Source organism: Ascidiimonas aurantiaca (assembly GCF_037646345.1).
Taxonomy (GTDB): domain Bacteria; phylum Bacteroidota; class Bacteroidia; order Flavobacteriales; family Flavobacteriaceae; genus Ascidiimonas; species Ascidiimonas aurantiaca.
This window is the reverse complement of sequence record NZ_JBBEWR010000013.1, coordinates 52,130-73,603: the sequence shown is the minus strand read 5'-3', so window position 1 is coordinate 73,603 and position 21,474 is coordinate 52,130. Positions and strand designations below refer to the sequence as shown.

At 39.0% G+C, this 21,474-nt stretch carries 17 protein-coding genes; 16 read left to right on the top strand and 1 reads right to left on the bottom strand.

Annotation, left to right across the window (positions count from 1 at the left end):
- Window positions 1–10: 10 nt before the first annotated feature.
- The 7 genes from fbp (at window position 11) to WAO84_RS13555 (ending at window position 7,155) form a co-directional block, all read left to right on the top strand.
- Window positions 11–1,021, top strand: a complete 1,011-nt coding sequence (fbp, locus tag WAO84_RS13585; protein ID WP_340066468.1) for a class 1 fructose-bisphosphatase — start codon at window positions 11–13, stop codon at window positions 1,019–1,021.
- A gap of 423 nt (window positions 1,022–1,444) precedes the next feature.
- Entirely contained in the window at window positions 1,445–1,702 is a 258-nt protein-coding gene (locus tag WAO84_RS13580; protein ID WP_340066467.1) for a hypothetical protein, read from the top strand.
- Between the two features lie 51 nt (window positions 1,703–1,753).
- Window positions 1,754–2,335, top strand: coding sequence for a hypothetical protein (locus WAO84_RS13575; RefSeq protein ID WP_340066466.1), 582 nt, complete (start codon window positions 1,754–1,756; stop codon window positions 2,333–2,335).
- The gene (locus WAO84_RS13570) at window positions 2,307–3,176 is read left to right on the top strand and encodes a hypothetical protein (protein ID WP_340066465.1); all 870 of its coding nucleotides are present in this window, start codon (window positions 2,307–2,309) and stop codon (window positions 3,174–3,176) included. Before WAO84_RS13575 ends, WAO84_RS13570 begins: the two co-directional genes overlap by 29 nt.
- Before the next feature lie 16 nt (window positions 3,177–3,192).
- A complete protein-coding gene (locus WAO84_RS13565) occupies window positions 3,193–5,763 on the top strand; it encodes a carboxypeptidase-like regulatory domain-containing protein (protein WP_340066464.1) in 2,571 nt (856 codons plus the stop codon).
- A 10-nt stretch (window positions 5,764–5,773) separates the two neighbouring features.
- Window positions 5,774–6,520 carry a GLPGLI family protein gene (locus WAO84_RS13560; RefSeq protein ID WP_340066462.1) on the top strand — a complete coding sequence of 249 codons (747 nt, stop codon included), beginning with the start codon at window positions 5,774–5,776 and terminating at the stop codon, window positions 6,518–6,520.
- 47 nt (window positions 6,521–6,567) lie between these two features.
- Window positions 6,568–7,155 carry a DUF1353 domain-containing protein gene (locus tag WAO84_RS13555; protein WP_340066461.1) on the top strand — a complete coding sequence of 196 codons (588 nt, stop codon included), beginning with the start codon at window positions 6,568–6,570 and terminating at the stop codon, window positions 7,153–7,155.
- Between the two features lie 44 nt (window positions 7,156–7,199).
- Here WAO84_RS13555 and WAO84_RS13550 read toward each other — a convergent pair whose 3' ends face one another.
- Window positions 7,200–7,631 carry a TerB family tellurite resistance protein gene (locus tag WAO84_RS13550; protein ID WP_340066459.1) on the bottom strand — a complete coding sequence of 144 codons (432 nt, stop codon included), beginning with the start codon at window positions 7,629–7,631 and terminating at the stop codon, window positions 7,200–7,202.
- A gap of 92 nt (window positions 7,632–7,723) precedes the next feature.
- Here WAO84_RS13550 and WAO84_RS13545 point away from each other — a divergent pair, with 92 nt between their 5' ends.
- The 9 genes from WAO84_RS13545 (at window position 7,724) to mfd (ending at window position 21,469) form a co-directional block, all read left to right on the top strand.
- The gene (locus WAO84_RS13545; protein WP_340066457.1) at window positions 7,724–8,752 is read left to right on the top strand and encodes a ligase-associated DNA damage response exonuclease; all 1,029 of its coding nucleotides are present in this window, start codon (window positions 7,724–7,726) and stop codon (window positions 8,750–8,752) included.
- A 6-nt stretch (window positions 8,753–8,758) separates the two neighbouring features.
- Window positions 8,759–10,345 (top strand): ATP-dependent DNA ligase, encoded by a 1,587-nt coding sequence (locus tag WAO84_RS13540; protein WP_340066456.1) that lies wholly within the window; start codon window positions 8,759–8,761, stop codon window positions 10,343–10,345.
- Window positions 10,346–10,477: 132 nt separating this feature from the next.
- A complete protein-coding gene (locus WAO84_RS13535; RefSeq protein ID WP_340066455.1) occupies window positions 10,478–10,666 on the top strand; it encodes a hypothetical protein in 189 nt (62 codons plus the stop codon).
- 202 nt (window positions 10,667–10,868) lie between these two features.
- Window positions 10,869–11,741, top strand: a complete 873-nt coding sequence (locus WAO84_RS13530) for a hypothetical protein (RefSeq protein WP_340066454.1) — start codon at window positions 10,869–10,871, stop codon at window positions 11,739–11,741.
- Between the two features lie 154 nt (window positions 11,742–11,895).
- The gene (locus WAO84_RS13525) at window positions 11,896–13,512 is read left to right on the top strand and encodes a class I SAM-dependent methyltransferase (RefSeq protein WP_340066452.1); all 1,617 of its coding nucleotides are present in this window, start codon (window positions 11,896–11,898) and stop codon (window positions 13,510–13,512) included.
- A 95-nt stretch (window positions 13,513–13,607) separates the two neighbouring features.
- Window positions 13,608–16,070, top strand: coding sequence for a ligase-associated DNA damage response DEXH box helicase (locus tag WAO84_RS13520; RefSeq protein ID WP_340066450.1), 2,463 nt, complete (start codon window positions 13,608–13,610; stop codon window positions 16,068–16,070).
- 48 nt (window positions 16,071–16,118) lie between these two features.
- Window positions 16,119–16,760, top strand: coding sequence for a ligase-associated DNA damage response endonuclease PdeM (gene pdeM, locus WAO84_RS13515; RefSeq protein ID WP_340066448.1), 642 nt, complete (start codon window positions 16,119–16,121; stop codon window positions 16,758–16,760).
- Window positions 16,761–16,832: 72 nt separating this feature from the next.
- A complete protein-coding gene (locus WAO84_RS13510) occupies window positions 16,833–17,987 on the top strand; it encodes an aminotransferase class V-fold PLP-dependent enzyme (protein ID WP_340066447.1) in 1,155 nt (384 codons plus the stop codon).
- 98 nt (window positions 17,988–18,085) lie between these two features.
- Window positions 18,086–21,469: a transcription-repair coupling factor gene (mfd, locus tag WAO84_RS13505; RefSeq protein WP_340066446.1), complete on the top strand. Its 3,384-nt coding sequence runs from the start codon at window positions 18,086–18,088 to the stop codon at window positions 21,467–21,469.
- Window positions 21,470–21,474: the final 5 nt, after the last annotated feature.

Genomic DNA, 21,474 nt, shown 5'->3' with positions numbered 1-21,474 from the left:
CTTATCTGCCATGTCGAGAAAAAATCAAACCCTGGGTGAATTCATTATTGAAAATCAATCTGAATTTAAATATTCCTCGGGAGAACTTTCCAAACTAATAAACGCTATTAGACTTGCTGCCAAAGTAGTAAACCACGAGGTAAACAAAGCGGGGCTTGTAGATATACTTGGGGCTGCCGGTGATACCAATGTTCAGGGAGAAGACCAGCAAAAACTGGATGTATTGGCCAATGAGAAGTTTATTCAAACCCTTTCCAACCGTGAGATTGTTTGTGGTATTGCTTCAGAAGAAGAAGATCATTTCATAAGCATTAACAGTAATGACCGTAATCACCAGAACAAATATGTAGTGCTGATAGATCCTCTGGACGGCTCTTCCAACATAGATGTAAATGTTTCAGTAGGTACCATTTTTTCGGTGTACCGAAGGGTAACCCCGGTGGGTACTCCTGTTACCCTGGAAGACTTTTTACAACCGGGACGCAGGCAGGTGGCTGCCGGTTATGTTATTTACGGTACCTCTACCATGCTGGTATATACCACAGGGCATGGGGTAAACGGGTTTACTCTAAACCCCGCCATCGGTACTTTTTATCTTTCGCATCCCAATATGCGGTTTCCCGAAACCGGAAAGATCTATTCTATTAATGAAGGGAATTACATCCACTTCCCTCAGGGTGTAAAAGACTATATAAAATACTGCCAGATGGAAGAAGAAGATCGCCCTTATACCTCCCGATACATTGGCTCACTCGTATCTGATTTTCATCGCAATATGATAAAGGGCGGTATCTATATTTATCCCAAAAGCAGTAAAGCCAGTAACGGCAAGCTACGCCTTTTATACGAATGCAACCCAATGGCATTTTTGGCCGAACAGGCTCACGGAAAAGCCAGTGATGGTTTTGGCCCTATTATGGATATTGTACCCGAAGAGTTACACCAGCGTGTCCCTTTTTTCTGCGGAAGTCGTAAAATGGTAGAAAAAGCAGAGGAATTTATGAGTAGGGCTTCTTCTTAGTATCTAAATCCTTTTCATTTCTGTACCTCTGCCATAAACATATCTCTTAAAAAGAACTTTAGTATTGTATTAAGTGTTCTCTGCCAGTAGATAAAAGGCACGTGCCAAGTTTTATAAAATCTGCCACTCAAAAGCCCTTAACCATTGCTCCTGGCTGTTTTGAAGCATTCTTTCTTATTCCTCTTTTAGATAATTATAGAGTATTACTATAGTATTAACAAATAAATTCTTCCCTTTACTATCTGTAAAAATAAAAATTGAATGCTATTTTTCTTGCTACTTTGAAAGAAAAAGAATATATTTATCTTAAAATCAGAGTGTTGAATTTAATTTTATTGAAGTCTTATTTGCCTCTAATAAATCTTAAAGAGTTTTTTCTAACGGAACTAATTAATCTTAAATACTAACTAAATTTTTAACATTATGAAAAAAAATGTTTTAATTCTTGCCGCCGTAGCAGTTTCTTTTACGCTGTTCTCTTTTAGAGGTATTGACAAAGCAGAAACAAATGCTGAAATATCGGACTTTGTAGATTACAACACAACTGCAGCTACCAGTTTCGTTGAATCGGTAGAAACTTTTCCAGACAAGTTTACCAGAGCCAGACGTGTTTGGGTTGAAGAGCCAGCTCAACAAGAACAACAGCTTGATCAGACGGAAGATGTTCTTGCAAGATTCTAGAATTTAATGAATTAATAAAGCTAATGGGTACATACCCATTAGCTTTTTTTTATGAGATACAAGATTTACTTTTTCGTACACTTCTTCTTTATAGCAGGCATTGCTTTTATGTCTGTTATAAGTTCTTATGCAGAATTCAAAGATTATGAGACTGTAAACTTCAGTTTTTACCAAAGGGTACTCCATAATCCCATTTATCACACTTATGCCGTTTTTACAGGTACTAATACAGGATACGGGTTTTATGGCATTAACGTCGCGACCTATAAGTTTTTTACAGTAGAAGTGTATGACGAAAACAAAAACCTAATTCATAAAACCAAATCTTTTGATTTTAAAAATAAAAACAATCTAGACCGTTTTGATGTACTGGCTTCTAAAATGTCACTTTATATTAGTGACAATAAGGAGTTTCCCGAAAATGGTAATCAAAGACTTTTGGAATTGAGAAAACTGTATGTAAATAAAATGTTTAAACACATAGGATTATTTGAGGCTAAAAAACATCAACACAGTACTTCATACAAAACTACCCTTTACACTATGATGCCGGAAGACATATGGTCTTCCCCTACATACAATACATCTAAAAAATTAGGGATTTATGAAAGCTTGGAATTTGCAATCAAATAAGATTGCTTTTTTTAATTCACATATTGATTATTATAAAATATGTGCAATTTTCAGAATAATAGTAGTTTCTCTGGCTATTATAGACTTTATATCTGTTTTTCGTGATCTCCGTCTTTTTTTATCACCTCATTCTATAGTTCCACTGGAGTTAGGGTTATTAGAAACCGAATATTATCATATTATTTACCCGATACATGATTTTATAAAAGTAACCGGTCTGTCCCTTGCAACAACCATTTACACTTTGAGTTTTCTATACCTTCTCTTTTTGGTTCTATGTCTTATAGGGTTCAAAAAATACATTTCATTTTTTTTCGCCATTGTATTTCAAATACTGTTGTTCCGGTCTATGCCCAATCATAACTACGGCTATGATCATTTTATGACAATGAGTTTGTTTTACTGTTTATTATTTCCGGTTGATCAACATTTTTCCATAACCAAAAAAACAGAAACCCCCGCATACAAACACTCGTTTTTTAAGCTTACTTTTTTTCTTAAGGTGCACTTGTGTATTGTATATTTCACGTCAGGAATTGCCAAAGCTGTAGATCCTAATTGGTGGGATGGTAATGCAATATGGCGGGCATTGGCCAATATGAATGATTTTCCTTATGTACCCCCTATTTTCTTTGCAATGCTCTCTGTAGCCACCGTACTACTCGAGTTGCTTTATCCTTTTTTAATTTATACAAAACTCAGGAAATTAACCATTATACATGTAATTCTAATGCATATGGGAATCGGGTTACTTATGGGGCTTTCTTCATTTGCAGCGGTTATGATAAGTTGGAATTTGGTAGCTTTTTACGATGATTTTAGATTTAAAACCAAAAATTAGATCCTTCTTTTTTCTCATGATTATTTTTTACCAATGGTCTGGGGCACAAAACATATTACAGGGGAAAGTAACCGATATAAACGACGATGCTTTACCGTATGTAAACGTTGTGGCTATGAATATGGAATCCCGAAAAATAATTACATATGCCATAACCAATACAAAAGGTGAGTTTAGTTTGGAGATAAATGAAACGGATCAAGTGATCTTAGAGTTCTCTTCAATGGGTTTTAAAAAGAAAGAAGTGCTGGTTGAGAAAAATCAAAAAAATCTGCAGGTCATACTCGAAGAAGAAACCTTCAGGCTTAAAGAAGTAGAGGTAGTTGCCAAAGAGTTAAAAGACACGGTTGATCTTGATCTCGAAAAATTAAATCTTACACAAAACTCAACTCTCAGAGACATTTTGAAAAAGAATGACGGAATGGAAGTTTCAGATAATGGAGCTATTATGATTGACGGAAAACCAATTAACAAGATACTGGTTAATAAAAAGGAAGTATTCATAAATCAGAATAATATTGCTTTAGACAACATTACCAATGATATGATAAAAGGTCTTCAGATTATAAACAATTATAAAAATCAATTTGATATAGAGTTTGCCAATAGAAAGACTTCGGTCATCAATATTGAAACCAAAGATGCCTTTAAAGGTATTATGAAGTTTGATGCTAATGCCAATTACGGGTACAAAAACAAATATCTGGGGAGACTTAAAGGCATGTATTTTTCTGATGAACTCAACGCCTTTGCTTCTCAAAATACGAATAACGTTCTTAACAGAGAGGCTTTCTCTGATGAGATATTTAATAATGATACAGAAATTAAGCTTTCCAATACATTTACCAATATAATCAATACTTTTGAAGCAGATCAAAATTTGGGCGTTTCGCGGGATTTCTTTAATGGAACCAGCATTACACTAAGGCGTAATTTCCAAAATGCAAAAATAAGTGCTGTTGTGTACCTAAATAATGGAGAACGCACATTTGAGATCTCACGCATACGCAGAGACAGTGAAGAACAATTACTTAACGAAGAAACAAACCAAAATAACAACCAGGCCAATTTAGTAAGTACCGATGTTACCCTGGATCTGGTTATTAACCAGAACTCTGTAATTACAAATCGTTTTAATACAGTTATAGGGAATAAAAATATAGTAAACACCACAGAACAGCTTGTTTTTTCCCCTAATGAAAACATATCTGCCTTCGAAGATATGGTAAAAACAAACACTATTGGTTTTTCAAATAAAACACTATATAAGTACCTGATTAACAGTAAAAGTATTTTCACAAGTGAGCTGCAATCCCTTCATGAAACCTCATCCAGCAAATTAGAATCTGATTTTGAAAGCTCTCTGGAAACAGATAGTCTAAGTCAACAAATAGACATTAAAAATCAACAGATAATTCTGAGGAATTTTTACGATTACAAAATTAAAAACCTTTTAAATCTAATTGTGGGACTTAATTACTATAAAGCACGCGATCACGTTCTTAATGAAACATCTTTAAACACTATATCTACAGAAAGAAAAGTGAGGAATGACAGCTGGGTAAACGGAACTCTTATAATACGTGGTGATAATGATAGGCTTAATTATTTTATCAGTTTGGCTCCCACCTATAGAGAGATTGATCTAAGAAGTAAGAAGTCCTTCAGATACCTTCCTGCCAATATTTCTCTAGACACTAAAATAGGTAGAAACAAAAACATCAATTTATCTTTTGCCAATCGTTATGACAGCCAGAATATTGCTATGACGCTAGATACGATCGTAAATTCCTTCAATAATGTATTTCTGTCAGACAGCCTTCTAAACTTCACCTTAAAAAAAAGTACGGGTTTTAATGCACAATACAGAAGTAAAAGCATTGCAAAATCTTCTTATCTGTCAACAAACATTAGCATAACCCAACAAAAAAACACAATACAGCGTGTTTTTGAGTCTGTGCAGAACAACACCCTTTTATTTCAAAGCTTTCTAATTCCCACACAGGTGATCTACAATTCTTCCATATATGGAAGTAAGGGGTTTTACTTTTCAGAGAACCTCCATAAAATATCGTTACGATCTCTTATAAACTATACCTTTTACGATAGTGAAACACTTTTAAACAACCAACAGGTACCACTTGAAACAAGTAATCTGCAATATCGCTTTACATCTTCTTTTGAGCCTCAAAACTGGTTTTTTAACGAAATGAATATTTCGCTTACCTACAATAAAAATATCTTTTATCTGGATGATGATCTGTTGAACGAACAAAAGGATTTTATATCCTATTTTGAAATAATAGGTGAGAAAGGAAAAGTGTATTATGATGTACGGTTTATTTTAAATTTCTTTAATTCTGATGGTACCCGGTTCTCAAGAAAAGATGTTGATTTTGATACCAGGTTTCAAATAAAGGATGATCTGTACATTACATTACGTTCGTCGTCTCTTTTAACCTTGTTTAATATAGTGCCAGACAATATATCCAGTCTCAATATCAGTACCAACGAGGGTATTAGTCAGCAAACCCTAAACCCAAATATACTGGGCTTTTTAATAGCAGGTCTACAATTTAAATTCTAAAAAACTAATTATGAAAAAAATACTTCTATTAGCAGTTCTCAATTTAATTTTTAATTATGCTTTTTCTCAATCTACCAAAGAGAAAATAATAACCGTAACCTATAAATCCATTCCTTTTAGTCAGTATTACTTTAATCATTCTGACACCGATTCTCAGGAGAAAATAGAGTTGGATTATGCATTACGGGCCGGATATGAACATTTTTACACATTACATATAAATCCTGCCACTAATCAGTCAATATTTGTTTTTGATACACTTAAAATCACTAAAGTAAAAGGAAAAGAAGATTACTGGACCGACCCCGAGAACAAAATAGCATATTGTTTAAAAAAAAGTGATGGTTTTTACCAGAGGAATGAATCGGTGTTTGACCAAACTTTTTTTATTAATGGAAACATAGGCGATATAGAATGGGAAATTACCAACGAACAAAAGGAAATTTTAGGTTTTACCTGCACAAAAGCAGTTTCTAAAAATGAAAAATTATTATTAACAGCATGGTTTACTCAGGAGATTCCGGTAAATACCGGCCCTTCAAATTATCTTGGCCTGCCCGGGCTGGTAGTATGGGCCGAAGATTATTTCAACACTTTTAGCGTTCAAAAAATCTCGTATTCCGTAACCCCTGAAATTTTTAAGCAAAAATTGGATGATACTCAAAATACCATTAAAAAGAATCATGAAGATGGACTGTCAGAAAAAATATATCAGTTAAAAAAATCAAATTTGGTAAAACAACTACGGTCTTACTAAAGCTTAAATAAAAGTAAGAAGTAAAATTCAAAACAAAACAATATCATATGCCAAAATGGGGTGATTTTCAAAAAGACGGACAGTCAAAACCGGGATATCGACAATATTCTTCCATTTTATGGGATATCCCATCAGGAGTAAGTTGGGAAGATACCTGTGCCCATATGCCTGCAACTGTTAGGGGTCATTATTTTCACAAACCGTCACGATGTATACACAACGGTTTAAACATGTGGGGAGAATTTGATGTACCTGATTCTACATTTTCCAGTCCGGTTTCCTTCGGTACCTTTTCGGGCGAAGTAGAAGCACAATGGCTGCCGGATGGAAGGCGTATGCAGATCTTAAGAGATTTTTCTTTTACAGACCCTCACGGGATACAATGGGTAACTCCCGCAGGCTGGATAGTAGATGGTGCTTCCATACCTCAGGAACTCTGGGGTATTATTGGCGGGCCTTTCTCAGGTAAATATCGTAAAGCATCGGTGATTCACGATTATGCCTGCGACCGAAGAAATAGACCCTGGACAGATGTACACTGGGTATTTCATGAAGCCATGCTGGCATCTGGAGTAGATTTGTTAAAGGCACAAACCATGTTTGCAGGAGTTTGGGCAAGAGGACCCCGATGGTGAGTTACCAAAAAAATAAAACCCGGAGCTTTCCGGGTTTTTTTTGATTATCTGTTCATATTTTTTATCTCATCTTTAAAATCATCCAGATCTACTCCCAAATTAAGCAGATACATAGCTTTTTTTACAATAAACTCCACATTTCCAGGGGTAAATCCTAAAGCAATACCCATTCGCATCATAAGCCTCATCTCATCTTCATTAGCAAGATGATCAACATACACCATTCTGCCAATATCATAAAGACGTTCCAGTCGATGATCATACAAAACCGGAGGATTAATTGGATAAGCAGACGGATTCTCCAGAATTAATTCATAATCTTCATCTGAAATATCCAGGTTCTTCGCAAGACGATCTAAAAATGCTTTTTCAGTATCAGTAATGACCCCATCAGAGAGAGCCACTCTTATAATTGCAGCGAAATGATCTCGGTTACGTTCTCTGAAACCACTTGAATACAGATCTGAAATTGACATAATGTTTATTTATTTTTTGCAATGGCAAAGATAATTATTAATACAGGGTTTTAAAATCTATTCCCGTATATTTTTTATAACTTTCAACATCTATGAAAAAACCATTGCTTACGTTTACCGATAAAGGCATCTTTTGTGCTGCTGCCGGAGTATATTTGGACCCGTGGAAAAAAGTACAACATGCCTTAATTACACACGGGCATGCAGATCATGCGCGCTACGGGCATACAAATTATATTTCGCATCATGACAATCTGCCCATTATGAAACACCGTCTGGGACCCGTTAATGCCAGCGGCAGGAAATATGGTGAAACCTTTGTTATAAAAAATGTAAAATTTAGTTTTCATCCGGCCGGGCATATTCCGGGATCTTCCCAGATACGGGTAGAACACAAAGGCCAGATAGTTGTATTTACAGGTGACTACAAAGTGATGAACGATGGTATCTCTGCTCCCTTTGAGCCGGTAAAGTGCCATACATTTATTACCGAGTGTACCTTTGGGCTCCCTGCTTTTAAATGGCGCCCACAGGAAGAAGTGTTTACTGATATTAATCAGTGGTGGGCCACTAACAAAGCCGAAGGAAAAACATCAGTACTTTTTGCTTATACCTTAGGCAAAGCACAACGCCTTCTCAAATATCTCGACACCTCCATAGGAAAAATATACACCCACGGAGCCGTTGAAAACATGACCCATGTTTTACGCTGCCAACTCGACCTTCCGGTTACCGAACAAATTACCCGTGACACCCATAAAAATGCAGTAGCCGGAAATCTCATACTGGCTCCTCCATCTGCCCATGGTACCGTATGGCTCAAAAAATTCACCCCTTATGTGACCGCTAGCGCAAGCGGCTGGATGGCTTTTAGGGGGGCGAGAAGACGAAGGGCTATTGACAAGGGGTTTGTATTATCAGATCATGCCGATTGGGAAGGGCTCCTCTCTGCTATTAAAACCACCGGTTGTGAACAGGTAATCACTACCCATGGATATACCGATATCTTTGCCCGCTATCTTCGCGAACAGGGTTATGACGCCTTTACAGAAAATACCCGGTATGAAGGTGAAAACCTCGATAGCACCGATGCTACTGAAAAATTACCGGAATCTGCCTGAATTTGTATGAAAGATTTTGCACAACTCATTAAGATACTGGACAGCACTAATAAAACCAATACCAAAGTAGAAGCTTTGGCAAATTATTTTCAGAGTGCTCATGATGAAGACAAACTCTGGACCATTGCTCTGCTCTCCCATCGCAGACCCAAAAGACCTGTTAACACCACACTTTTAAGACAGTGGGCATCAGAAATATCAAATATTCCCCTATGGTTGTTTGAAGAATCCTATCACATTGTGGGCGATCTGGCCGAAACCATTGCCCTGGTAGTTCCTACCGCACAAAAAGAAACTCATAAATCCCTTACTCAAATAATCACAGAGATCAAAGCCCTGCACAGCGCCGAAGAAACCGAAAAAAAAACCTATTTACAGTCTCACTGGCAGCAATTAGGGTATTATGAACGGTTTGTTTTTAACAAAATACTTACCGGAGGGTTCCGTATTGGAGTAAGTCAAAAATTAATGACAAGGGCACTCTCAAGAGCCACCAGCATTGAAGAAGACCTGCTGGCTTACAAACTTATGGGAAACTGGACGCCCGATACAACTACCTTTCAACAACTGATACTTGAAGAAAACCCTGAGGACCTGCACAGTCGCCCGTATCCTTTTTATCTTGCCTATGCTTTAGAAGATACCCCGGAAAAACTGGGGTCTGTAAACCATTGGTTTGCCGAACACAAATGGGATGGTATTAGGGCACAGGTAATAGTACGAAACCAGGAAGTATTTGTGTGGAGCCGGGGCGAAGAACTGGTCACTGATAAATATCCTGAATTCAAGGTTTTTACCAGGCACCTGCCCCACGGTACTGTACTGGACGGAGAGTTACTGCCTTTCCCCAACGGACAGATAGGTACGTTTCAGGATCTGCAAACCCGGATAGGCCGTAAAACCGTTTCAAAAAAACTGCTTGAAAAAACACCTGTGATCCTTAAAGCGTATGATCTTCTGGAATGGCAGGGTAGTGACATTCGAAACATTCCTTTTTCAAAGCGAAGAGAAAAACTGCAAATCCTTTTTAAAAGTTTACAACACCAATCGCTCCCCATACAACTATCAGAAACGATAACATTTACTTCATGGGAAGATGCCGCTATTGAAAGAGAGCAGGCTCGTGAGAAAAAAAGCGAAGGATTAATGCTTAAGAGAAAAGATGCCACCTACGGAGTGGGAAGAAAAAAAGGTGACTGGTGGAAATGGAAAACAGATCCGCTCACTATAGATGCCGTACTTACCTATGCTATGAGAGGCCATGGTCGCCGGACCAATCTATATACTGATTATACTTTTGCCGTATGGCACGAGGGAGAACTGGTAACATTTGCCAAAGCTTATTCAGGACTTACAGATGCAGAATTCAGAAAAATCGATCAATTTATAAAAAAGAATACCTTAGACCGCTTTGGTCCCGTTCGCCAGGTTGTCCCCGAACTGGTATTTGAAATCGCTTTTGAAGGCATTGCCCCTTCTGCAAGGCACAAAAGTGGTGTAGCCGTTCGCTTTCCCAGAATGGCCAGATGGCGCAAAGACAAAAAACCGGAAGAAGCTAATACACTCGAAGACTTAAAAAGCCTTATTTATTAGTTTTAGACAAAAAAGATATCCTCTAGCCTTTCTTACAAAATAGAAAAACGTATATTCTTATAATTATAATTTTTTTCTTTTATTTTTTTATGGTTTTTTTTGTTAATTTGTTAAGACATTAAAAATAATATTATGAAAAAGAAAAGTAATTTCACAAAATTACCATTGAAAAAGTATTTAATTTCCAGAGTTGATCACCTTAACGGTGGCGCAGCAAACAACCCTCCCGGGCAGGAGGCAGACATCTATACACAGGCACGTACCTGCCGGGAAGATCAATTGTCACTTCCTCACTCACAATGCAATTGCTGGAAATTTTAGCAGCATTCTACAAAGTTGCAGGCCTCCTCTCCAGGAGGCCTTTTGTTTTGGATCTGTTTCAGGAACTTTCCAGATCTATAAACATCTTTTTAGATTCCTTTTTTCATTTTTATACATCCCTAACAGAAATAAAAACATTAGAGAGTAACTATATCTTTTTTCTTTCTAAAAAGCTCGTAAAATTCCAAATACAATGATGATTATGAAAAAACTACTCCCCATTTGTTTTTTATCCCTTCTCTTTTCATTCACCTCTCAGGCACAAACCACTACTCAATTCTCACTTACTAACGGAGATGGCTGGTACCGAATTCTTGAAGGAGACTGGCTCGCTCACGGAAAGGTAACCATATCCGGACTTAGCGGAAACAATAGGAATACCAATGTAACCATGTATATCTCATTAATGGAGTTTGACCAGGGTGGATCTATTCATATTGCCAATAACACTTTTTTTAATCAGAATCATGTGGCTAACATAAGAGGTGGCAGCATAAATGGTAAATATGTATTAGATATAGAGTTGGAAGGTATTGATAACCCCTCTAACATAACCATAACTGCAGATACGGGCATATCCGTAATAACCACCCCCATATATAACCCGACAGATACGCTTACCGGAAAAATAGAGATCTCAGGAAGAGTACAGGGTATGGCCAGTACACGATACCCTGTATTTTTTTCAAATAAAGTTGGGATCGGCACAGCAAATCCCGATATGGAACTTACCGTAAAAGGAAAAATACACGCAGAAGAGGTAAAAGTGGATCTAAACGTTCCTGCTCCTGATTATGTTTTTACCAAAGATTATATTCTGATGAGTCTGGAAACCCTTGAAAGCTTTATAAAAAAGAATGGTCATCTCCCAGAAATACCATCTGCTATCGAGTTTGAACAAAACGGAATTATGCTATCGGAGATGAACATGAACCTCCTGAAAAAAATTGAAGAGATCACCCTTTATACCATTGCTCAGGAAAAGAAAATCAAAAAACTGGAAGCGCTTACCGAAATTGTATCCCAATTACAACAACGCCTTGAAAAACTGGAATCTGAAAGCACATCAAATTAAAAAGATCTTATAAATTAAATTAGGTCTTACATGATATCTAAGAAACTCATCTTCTTCCGGTTCTTGTAATATTTGATCTAAAAAGATAGCTTTGTAAGAAAAGATTTATACTTTCATCTCAAACTAAAAGTATTCTTTATCTTAAAGCTTGAATATGTTATCAAAATCAGAACAATCCAAACTTAGAAATAAACTGTTTCGTCATCTTGACGGTATTGTTACAGGGCCTACCGTATATACTCTGGAAGAACAGGGCGTTCTGGCCTGTTTACTCTCGGAAAAAACCGCTTCCATACATACCTTAACCCGGCAATTTAATGCCAATGAAGGCTATTTGAATGTAGCTTTACGAATATTGTGTTCCCAGGGCTGGCTCGAACAGGAAATAAATAATGAAAAGAATACCGTAACCTATCATATAAACGACGTATCAGAAATAGCTTTTAAATACGCAACATGGTATAAAAATGCCGTACACTTATTGCGTTTATCAGGAAAATACCACCCAAGAGTTTTTCAAATGGAGCCTTTTCTCATCATGGAAAGCACCTTTAGAGAACTCATGGATACGTTTTTAAAGGACCTGTCATCAGATCCTGCAGAAAGAGCTGTTCAGGAACAGATCGCGTCACATATAGAAGGCATGCTTTTAGGCCCCACCCTGGTACATCTGGGTATGACCGGTATGTTTCACAAATACTTTATGGAAACGCGTTTCATGCCTGAAGAATTTCACGAGGACCCAACAGGTTTTGGCCGACTTCTGGATATTCTTACCGAACTCAACTGGTTTGTTAAATCAAACGGAGTGTATGAGTTTACAGAACAGGGGCTCTTTTTTGCAAAAAGGGCCAGTGCCTATGGAGTAACTGTTTCTTATATTCCCACCCTAAGAAAACTGAACGAGTTGCTCTTTGGGAATCCTATAGTTCTTAAAAACACACAAAAAGGTGCCGAAGAAAAACACGTGGACAGAGAAATGAACGTTTGGGGAAGTGGCGGTGCGCATGCGGCCTATTTTAAAGTGGTAGATGAAATGGTCATAAACCTCTTCAATAAACCTATTGAGCAACAACCCAGAGGAATACTGGATATGGGTTGTGGAAACGGGGCATTCCTAAAACATCTGTTTCAGGTAATTGAAACACAAACCTACCGCGGTACCGTTCTGGATGAACATCCGCTCACTCTTATTGGTGTTGACTACAACGAAGCGGCTTTAAAAGTATCCCGACAAAACCTGGTGCAGGCCGATGTGTGGGCCAAAATAATCTGGGGAGATATTGGTAATCCTCAGCAGCTTGCATCTGACCTTAAAGAAAAATTTAATATTACCTTGAGTGACCTTCTCAATGTGCGAACTTTTTTAGATCACAATCGCATATGGGAAGAACCTCAAAATTCAGCTCCCATAAGAACCAGTCATTCTACAGGAGCCTATGTGAGCAATGGGAAAAGACTCCCTAATAATCGGGTGTTCGCATCCCTCAAACAGCATTTTGAAAAATGGAAACCCTATGTTCAGGAATTTGGTCTGCTTCTTATAGAGTTACATACGGTAGATCCTAAACTGGTGGCAAAAATGCCCGGTAAAACCGCAGCCACCGCCTACGATGCCACTCATGGATACTCTGATCAGTATATTCTTGAAATAGATGAATTTATTACTGCTTTAAAAGAAGCAGGGCTTGAAGCAGACCCCTCTACTTTCAGGAAATTTCCCAATAGTGACCTGGCTACTGTTTCGGTAGGCCTCTACCGTTCTTTATGAACTGTGAGGAAACAGGGAACCACCGCCGCATCAGGATTTTAGTATACGCTTTAAATCCCGTAACTTTCTCGTTCAAAAATGTGACCGAGTAAAACATGGCTACCGAAAAAGAGATCCTGCAACCTGCCGTTACCTGGTTTCAAAATCAGGGATGGCAGCCTTTCCCTTTTCAGGAACAAAGCTGGAAAGCTTTTTTAAAAGGAAAGAACGGACTCCTGAACGCACCCACCGGAAGCGGGAAAACCTACGCGCTGTGGGTTCCTATAGTATTAGAATACCTGTACAAACATCCCGATTACAAACAAAACCATAAAAAAGGGCTTAAAGCCATTTGGATCACTCCCTTAAGAGCGCTTTCTGTAGAGATACAACAGGCTGCTCAGCGTTTTTGTAATGATCTGGAAGTACCTTTTGAAATAGGCATTCGCACTGGTGATACCTCTCAGAAAGAGCGGGCAGCTCAAAAACGGCATATGCCAGATCTTCTCATTACCACGCCCGAAAGCCTGCATTTATTATTAGCCTCCAAAGGATACCAAAAAATATTTGCTTCGCTTACCGCTGTAGTGATAGACGAATGGCATGAATTGTTAGGGTCTAAAAGAGGTGTACAAACCGAACTTGCCCTTTCCCGCCTCAAAACGGTAAGTCCTGAAATGCGTATATGGGGTATCTCTGCTACTATTGGCAACCTGGAACAGGCCATGAACGTACTTTTAGGCACCCATAAAGACACCCTTTCCAAAGCAGTATTGATCAAGGCTAACATTAAAAAGAAACTTACCGTAAAATCGATTATACCTAAAAAAACAGAAACATTCCCCTGGCGTGGCCATTTGGGAATACATCTGTTGGACGAGGTTATTCCCATCATCAAAAAAAGTAAAACCACCCTACTGTTTACCAATACCCGGTCACAAAGTGAGATCTGGTTTCAGGCCATCCTTGAAAAATACCCTGAACTGGCCGGTGAAATTGCGATGCATCACGGAAGTATTAACAAAGAAACCCGACAATGGGTAGAACAGGCCATACGCAATGAGACCCTTAAAGCAGTAGTTTGCACCTCCAGTCTTGATCTGGGAGTAGATTTTGCACCTGTGGAAACTATTATACAAATTGGCGGCCCCAAGGGCGTTGCGCGATTTTTACAACGCGCGGGAAGAAGCGGGCACCGCCCCGGGCAAGAAAGTGTAATTTACTTTCTGCCCACGCATGCCATAGAACTCATTGAAGCTTCTGCTTTAAAAAAAGCGGTAAAACAGAAAGTAGTAGAAGATCGTATTCCGTACCTCCTCAGCTTTGACGTATTGGTACAATACCTCACTACGCTGGCCGTTTCAGAGGGTTTTTATCCAGAAGAAATACTCCCCGAAGTACGATCCACTTTTTGCTTTCAGGCACTTACCGACAGCCAGTGGCAGGAACTCCTACTGTTTATCACCCAAGGCGGAAAAAGCCTGCAAAGTTATGATGAATACAAAAAGGTTGAAATAGAAGATGATGGTAAATTTAAAGTCAATAACCGAGGAGTTGCCATGCGCCACCGTATGTCTGTAGGCACCATTGTAAGCGATGCGGTTATGACTGTAAAATACGTTTCCGGAGGGTTTATAGGTACTATAGAAGAATGGTTTATATCCAAACTCACCCCCGGTGATGTGTTTACATTTGCCGGAAAAAACCTGGAGCTTTTCAGGATCAAACAAATGCAGGTTCTGGTTAAAAAGTCCCGCCAGAAAACCTCTAAAGTACCCAGTTGGATGGGAGGAAGAATGTCATTTTCCTCACAAATGAGTGATTTGCTAAGAGAAGAATTATACGCATTGCAGGATACTAACGCTTCCACACCCGAGGCGAAGGCATTACAACCCATTTTTGAACGGCAACAGCTTGAGTCTGTCATTCCTTCACACCGGCAATTTCTTATAGAAACCTTTAAAACCAGAGAAGGCTATCACGCTATTTTTTATCCGTTTGAAGGGAGGGCAGTGCATGAAGCCATGAGTAGCTTACTGGCCTATCGCATCAGCCTTTTACAGCCTATTACCTTTTCTATTGCTTTTAACGATTACGGTTTCGAACTGCTGGCTGATAAACCCATAGATATGCAGGCGGTTCTGGACAATGATCTGTTTACGCCTCGTTTCGTAAACGATGATTTGCAAAAAAGCCTGAATGCCACAGAAATGGCACGACGCAAATTTCGGGATATTGCCGTGATAGGTGGGCTAGTGTTTACAGGGTACCCAGACAAACTGGTTAAAAACAAACATTTACAATCCAGCTCACAGCTCCTGTTTAATGTTTTTAGAGATTTTGAGCCAGATAATCTGCTCTATCGTCAGGCATTTAGAGAAACCTTTGAGCATTCGCTGGAAGAAGGCCGCCTTATTCAGGCTATGGAGCGAATTACCAGCCAGGAACTGCTTTGGAAAAAATGTCAAAAACCCACTCCTTTTTCCTTCCCGATCATAACCGACCGGTTACGTGAAAAACTTACCTCTGAAAAACTTCAGGACCGTATTAAACGCATGACGCTTCAATTGGAAAAATAACCTCCAAAAGGCTTTATACAATACTTCTCAAACGCATATATTTGTAGTATGACCCAGAAACTGAAACTTCACGGGCATCATTTTATACTCCATCCGGAAGGAGTTATCTTCTGGGAAGAACGTTCTATGCTATTAATTGCCGATGTTCACCTGGGGAAAAGTACCCATTTTAGAAAAAACGGAGTTCCTGTACCTTTGGAAGTAACGCTAAAGAACTATAGCCGGCTGGATACCTGCATAGCAATTTTCAAACCAGCTTCTGTTTGTTTTTTAGGCGATCTTTTTCACAGTCACCTTAATAAAGAATGGCATTTGTTTAAAGCATGGGTAAAAAAACACCCTTTGGAATTTATTCTTATTACAGGAAATCATGATATTATTAGCCCCCATCATTTTGAAAACCTCGGGTTTACCTTAACAGAGACCTGGCAACAAGGGCCTTTTCTTTTCACACACCACCCTCAGGACACACAAAAAGATATTTTTAATTTTTGTGGACATATACATCCGGGTATCCGGCTCAAAGGTACCGGAAAACAGACGCTCAAACTCCCGTGTTTTATTCGTAAAGAACACCAGCTAATTTTACCTGCTTTTGGAGACTTTACCGGAAGTCATGTGTTAGCTCCGCAGAAAAATGATGAGGTATATGTAATTACTCCCGAAGAAGTGATTTTAATTTCAGGATAGTTCCCCGCTGCCCTGTAAAAAGTTTTCTGCTAACCGGAAAAATCGGTACTTTTCATTTTCAAAATTTAGCAAATGGATCATCAAAAACATCTTTTTGAATTACCCGAACAGGTTACTTATCTAAACGGGGCCTATATGTCCCCGCAACTAAAAGCCGTTACACAGGCCGGAATAGAGGCAATACACAGAAAGAGCAGGCCCTATGAAATAGAAAGCACTGATTTTTTTATAGGGAGAACCCTGTTAAAACAGCGCTTCGCCAGCCTCATAAATGCTCCCGATCCTGAAGACACCGCCATAATTCCTTCAGTATCTTACGGCCTGGCCAATGCTGCTCAAAACATTGAGTTGGGTCCGCAAGACGAGATCGTACTTTTAAAAGAACAGTTTCCCAGTAATGTATATTGCTGGCATGAGAGAGCCTTACAAACCGGAGCAATCGTAAAAAATGTAATGCCTCCCGAAACTTTTTCAGAAAGGGCCGTTACATGGAACAAAGCTATACTGGAGGCCATCACTCCTAAAACAAAAGTTGTAGCCATTCCCCATATACATTGGGCAGATGGCACTATGTACGACCTGAAAGCCATTAGAGCAAAGACAAAAGAATACAACGCATTTCTAATTATAGATGGTACACAGAGTATTGGGGCACTTCCTTTTTCCGTTAGCGAAATACAACCCGATGCCCTGGTGTGTGGCGGCTATAAGTGGATGTTGGGGCCCTATGCTTTAGGTATGGCCTACTACGCAAAGAGCCTGCAAAAAGGCATACCCATTGAACAGAACTGGATGAACCGCCTGGGAAGTGATGATTTTGCAGGTCTCGTAGATTATAAAGATACTTATCAGCCAAAAGCCGGCAGGTTCTCTGTGGGTGAATCCAGTAATTTTATTTTGTTGCCCATGCTTACCAAAGCCATAGAACAGCTTCTGGAATGGGGCATTGAAAACATTCAGGAATATTGTCAAAAGATCTCTGCAGATAGTGTTTCAAAACTCAGAACTATGGGATGCTTTGTTGAAGACGATCGTCACCGTGCTCATCATTTATTCGGGGTATTTCCCCCTGCCGGGACTGATCTTTCAAAGCTCAACAGGTTACTTAAAGAAAATAATATTTTTATTTCTTTCAGAGGGAAAGTGATCAGGGTTTCTCCCAGTGTTTATAATACAACATACGAAATAGAAAAGCTGGTGCATTGTTTTGAAAAGGTATTATCATAACAGCCTGTATGTTCTTTACAGGATGTTGGTACCATATGGAAATGTAATTTGTTTATTAAAAATCAAAGCACTTCTTATATTTGCACAAAATAGCTAAGTTGTCAATACATCGTATTCAGGAATACTATACACAGTCTTTGCCACAGCAAAAACTGCAGAATGCTATATCTGTTAGCCAAAGTCGTACTCATTTCAAAGGTCTTACCGGCTCATCACTTTCCTTTGTCATGGCCGGTTTGTTTGAATCGGTCCATTTGCCTTTTCTATTCATTCTAAATGATAAGGAAGAGGCTGCCTATTACCTTAATGATCTTGAGCAGTTACTTGGTGAAAAACAGGTCTTGTTCTATCCCGGGAGTTATCGCCGTCCTTATGAGATAGAAAAAACCGATAATGCCAATGTACTCCTGAGAGCTGAAGTACTGAACCGCATTAATTCACAAAAAAAACCGGCCTTTATTGTAACTTACTCCGACGCTCTGTTTGAAAAAGTCGTAACCCGGAAAGAACTGGAAAAAAACACTCTGAAATTACAACAGGGAGATCGGGTTTCGCTGGACTTTGTAAACGAAGTGTTGTTTGAGTATAGGTTTCGGCGGGTTGATTTTGTAAGCGAACCCGGAGAATTTTCCGTACGCGGTGGTATTGTAGATGTTTTTTCTTTTTCGCACGATGAGCCTTATCGTATAGAATTCTTTGGGGATGAGGTAGATAGTATTCGTACATTTGATGTCGAGACCCAGTTATCTACCAAACCCGTTAAAAAAATAAGCATCATTCCCAATGTGGAAAATAAGCTGCTGGAAGAATCGCGGGAAAGTTTCTTAAAATATATTTCCCAGAAAACAGTGGTTTGTATAAAAAATACAGAACTTCTTTTGGGGCAAACCGACAAACTCTTTGAAAAAGCCAAAGAAGCTTTTCTCCAGTTATCAGGAGAAGTAAAACATGTGGCACCTGAAGAATTGTTTTGTACTGCCTCTCTGTTAAAAACACAACTGGCAAACTTTACCCGGTTAGAGATGGCCACTTCCACCGGCCCAAAATCTTCAGAACAAACAATCTGTTTTCAAACCACCCCTCAGCCTTCTTTTAACAAACAGTTTGACCTTCTTATGGCCAATCTGCGGGACAATCATGAAAAAGGTATTACCAATTATTTGTGTTGTGCCAGCGAACAACAGGCGAAACGTTTTCATGATATTTTTGAAGAGATGGAAGACCCCGTACCCTATAAAACATTGGTTTTTGGTATGTACCAGGGCTTTATTGATACAGAATTGGGAATTGCCTGTTATACCGATCATCAGATCTTCGAGCGCTACCATAAATTCCATCTTAAAAGCGGCTACGCCAAAAAACAGGCTATTACTTTAAAAGAACTTACCAATCTGGAAGTAGGCGATTACGTTACCCATATTGATCACGGTATTGGAAAATTTGGCGGACTCCAGAAAATAGACGTTGAAGGTAAAATGCAGGAAGCCATTAAACTGGTATATGGAGACCGTGATATTTTATATGTGAGCATTCATTCCCTTCACAAGATCACCAAGTATAACGGTAAAGACGGGAAACCTCCTAAAATCTATAAACTGGGGAGCAATGCATGGAAGAATCTCAAACAAAAGACCAAGACCCGTGTTAAAGAAATTGCCTTTAGCCTTATAAACCTCTATGCTAAACGTAAAATGAAGCAAGGGTTTCAATATGCGCCTGACAGTTATATGCAAACCGAGCTGGAAGCTTCCTTTTTATATGAAGATACTCCCGATCAAAGTAAAGCAACAGATGATGTTAAAGCCGATATGGAAAGTGAGCGCCCCATGGATCGCCTTATATGCGGAGATGTAGGCTTCGGGAAAACAGAAGTCGCTATAAGGGCTGCTTTCAAAGCGATAGACAACGGGAAACAGGTAGCTGTTCTGGTACCTACCACTATATTGGCCTTTCAGCACTTCAAAACCTTTGGAGAAAGACTCAAAGATTTCCCGGTAACTGTAGATTACATTAACCGTTTTCGCACCAGTAAAGAAAAAAACGAGATCCTCAATAAACTGGCCAAAGGTACCATCGATATTATAATTGGCACCCACCAGCTTGCCAATCCCAAAACAAAATTTAAGGACCTGGGGCTGCTTATTGTAGATGAAGAACAAAAGTTTGGAGTTGCTGTTAAAGAGAAACTCAAAACCCTTAAAGAAAATGTAGATGTACTTACCCTTACCGCCACCCCTATACCCAGGACCCTTCAGTTCAGCCTTATGGCCGCAAGGGACCTTTCTGTAATTACAACACCTCCTCCCAACCGCTACCCTATTGAAAGCAACGTCATACGCTTTGACGAAGACCAGATACGTGATGCCATAATCTATGAGATACAAAGAGGCGGGCAGGTGTTCTTTATTCACAACCGAATAGAGAATATTAAAGAAATGGCAGGTATGATACAGCGTCTCGTACCTGATGCTAAAATAGGCATCGGGCATGGCCAGATGGAGGGTAAGAAGCTGGAAAGTTTAATGCTCGCATTTATGAACGGAAGTTTTGATATTCTGGTTTCCACCAGTATTGTAGAAAGCGGCCTGGACGTACCCAATGCCAATACCATTTTTATAAACAACGCTAATAATTTTGGGATATCTGATCTGCATCAAATGCGGGGTCGTGTGGGAAGAAGTAATAAAAAAGCCTTTTGTTATTTTATTACGCCCCCTTACAGTGTCATGACCGAAGATGCCCGAAAGCGAATTCAGGCACTGGAACAGTTTACTGCTCTGGGCAGCGGCTTCAATATTGCCATGAAAGATCTTGAAATTAGAGGTGCCGGTGACCTGTTAGGAGGAGAACAAAGTGGTTTTATTAATGAAATTGGTTTTGAGACCTACCAGAAAATACTCAATGAAGCCATAGAAGAGCTCAAAGAAAACGAATTTAAAGAGCTTTATCAGGAAGAAGGCAAAGAAAAGGAATACCTGAAAGATACCCAGATCGATACAGATTTCCAGTTATTATATCCGGATGAATACATTAACAATATCTCAGAAAGACTCAACCTGTATAACCAGTTAAGCCAGTTAAAAGACGATGAGGCCCTCACATTGTATGAACAAAACCTTATAGACCGTTTTGGCCCGTTGCCTCCTCCCGCAGAAGACCTGCTTAACAGTGTACGAATTAAATGGGTAGCTACCCGTATGGGCCTTGAAAGAGTTGTCCTGAAAAAAAATAAAATGATAGGGTATTTTATTGCAGACCAACAAAGTGGCTTTTATCAAAGCAATACTTTCACAAAAATACTACAGTTTGTACAGGCCAACCCGAAACTCTGTAAAATGAAAGAAAAAGAAACCCGTAACGGTTTACGCCTGTTATTGGTTTTTGAAAATGTAACTTCCATAAATAAAGCGTTGAACCAACTGTCGCCCTTTACACAAAGCTTACCTCAAGTAAACCAAAAAGAAAGCCCTGCCAATTCATAACAAAA

Excerpts from the sequence above, each read along its gene's own strand:
- fbp (WP_340066468.1), top strand. The coding sequence starts at position 11 with ATGTCGAGAAAAAATCAAACCCTGGGTGAATTCATTATTGAAAATCAA.
- WAO84_RS13580 (WP_340066467.1), top strand. The coding sequence starts at position 1,445 with ATGAAAAAAAATGTTTTAATTCTTGCCGCCGTAGCAGTTTCTTTTACG.
- WAO84_RS13575 (WP_340066466.1), top strand. The coding sequence starts at position 1,754 with ATGAGATACAAGATTTACTTTTTCGTACACTTCTTCTTTATAGCAGGC.
- WAO84_RS13570 (WP_340066465.1), top strand. The coding sequence starts at position 2,307 with ATGAAAGCTTGGAATTTGCAATCAAATAAGATTGCTTTTTTTAATTCA.
- WAO84_RS13565 (WP_340066464.1), top strand. The coding sequence starts at position 3,193 with ATGATTATTTTTTACCAATGGTCTGGGGCACAAAACATATTACAGGGG.
- WAO84_RS13560 (WP_340066462.1), top strand. The coding sequence starts at position 5,774 with ATGAAAAAAATACTTCTATTAGCAGTTCTCAATTTAATTTTTAATTAT.
- WAO84_RS13555 (WP_340066461.1), top strand. The coding sequence starts at position 6,568 with ATGCCAAAATGGGGTGATTTTCAAAAAGACGGACAGTCAAAACCGGGA.
- WAO84_RS13550 (WP_340066459.1), bottom strand. The coding sequence starts at position 7,631 with ATGTCAATTTCAGATCTGTATTCAAGTGGTTTCAGAGAACGTAACCGA.
- WAO84_RS13545 (WP_340066457.1), top strand. The coding sequence starts at position 7,724 with ATGAAAAAACCATTGCTTACGTTTACCGATAAAGGCATCTTTTGTGCT.
- WAO84_RS13540 (WP_340066456.1), top strand. The coding sequence starts at position 8,759 with ATGAAAGATTTTGCACAACTCATTAAGATACTGGACAGCACTAATAAA.
- WAO84_RS13535 (WP_340066455.1), top strand. The coding sequence starts at position 10,478 with ATGAAAAAGAAAAGTAATTTCACAAAATTACCATTGAAAAAGTATTTA.
- WAO84_RS13530 (WP_340066454.1), top strand. The coding sequence starts at position 10,869 with ATGAAAAAACTACTCCCCATTTGTTTTTTATCCCTTCTCTTTTCATTC.
- WAO84_RS13525 (WP_340066452.1), top strand. The coding sequence starts at position 11,896 with ATGTTATCAAAATCAGAACAATCCAAACTTAGAAATAAACTGTTTCGT.
- WAO84_RS13520 (WP_340066450.1), top strand. The coding sequence starts at position 13,608 with ATGGCTACCGAAAAAGAGATCCTGCAACCTGCCGTTACCTGGTTTCAA.
- pdeM (WP_340066448.1), top strand. The coding sequence starts at position 16,119 with ATGACCCAGAAACTGAAACTTCACGGGCATCATTTTATACTCCATCCG.
- WAO84_RS13510 (WP_340066447.1), top strand. The coding sequence starts at position 16,833 with ATGGATCATCAAAAACATCTTTTTGAATTACCCGAACAGGTTACTTAT.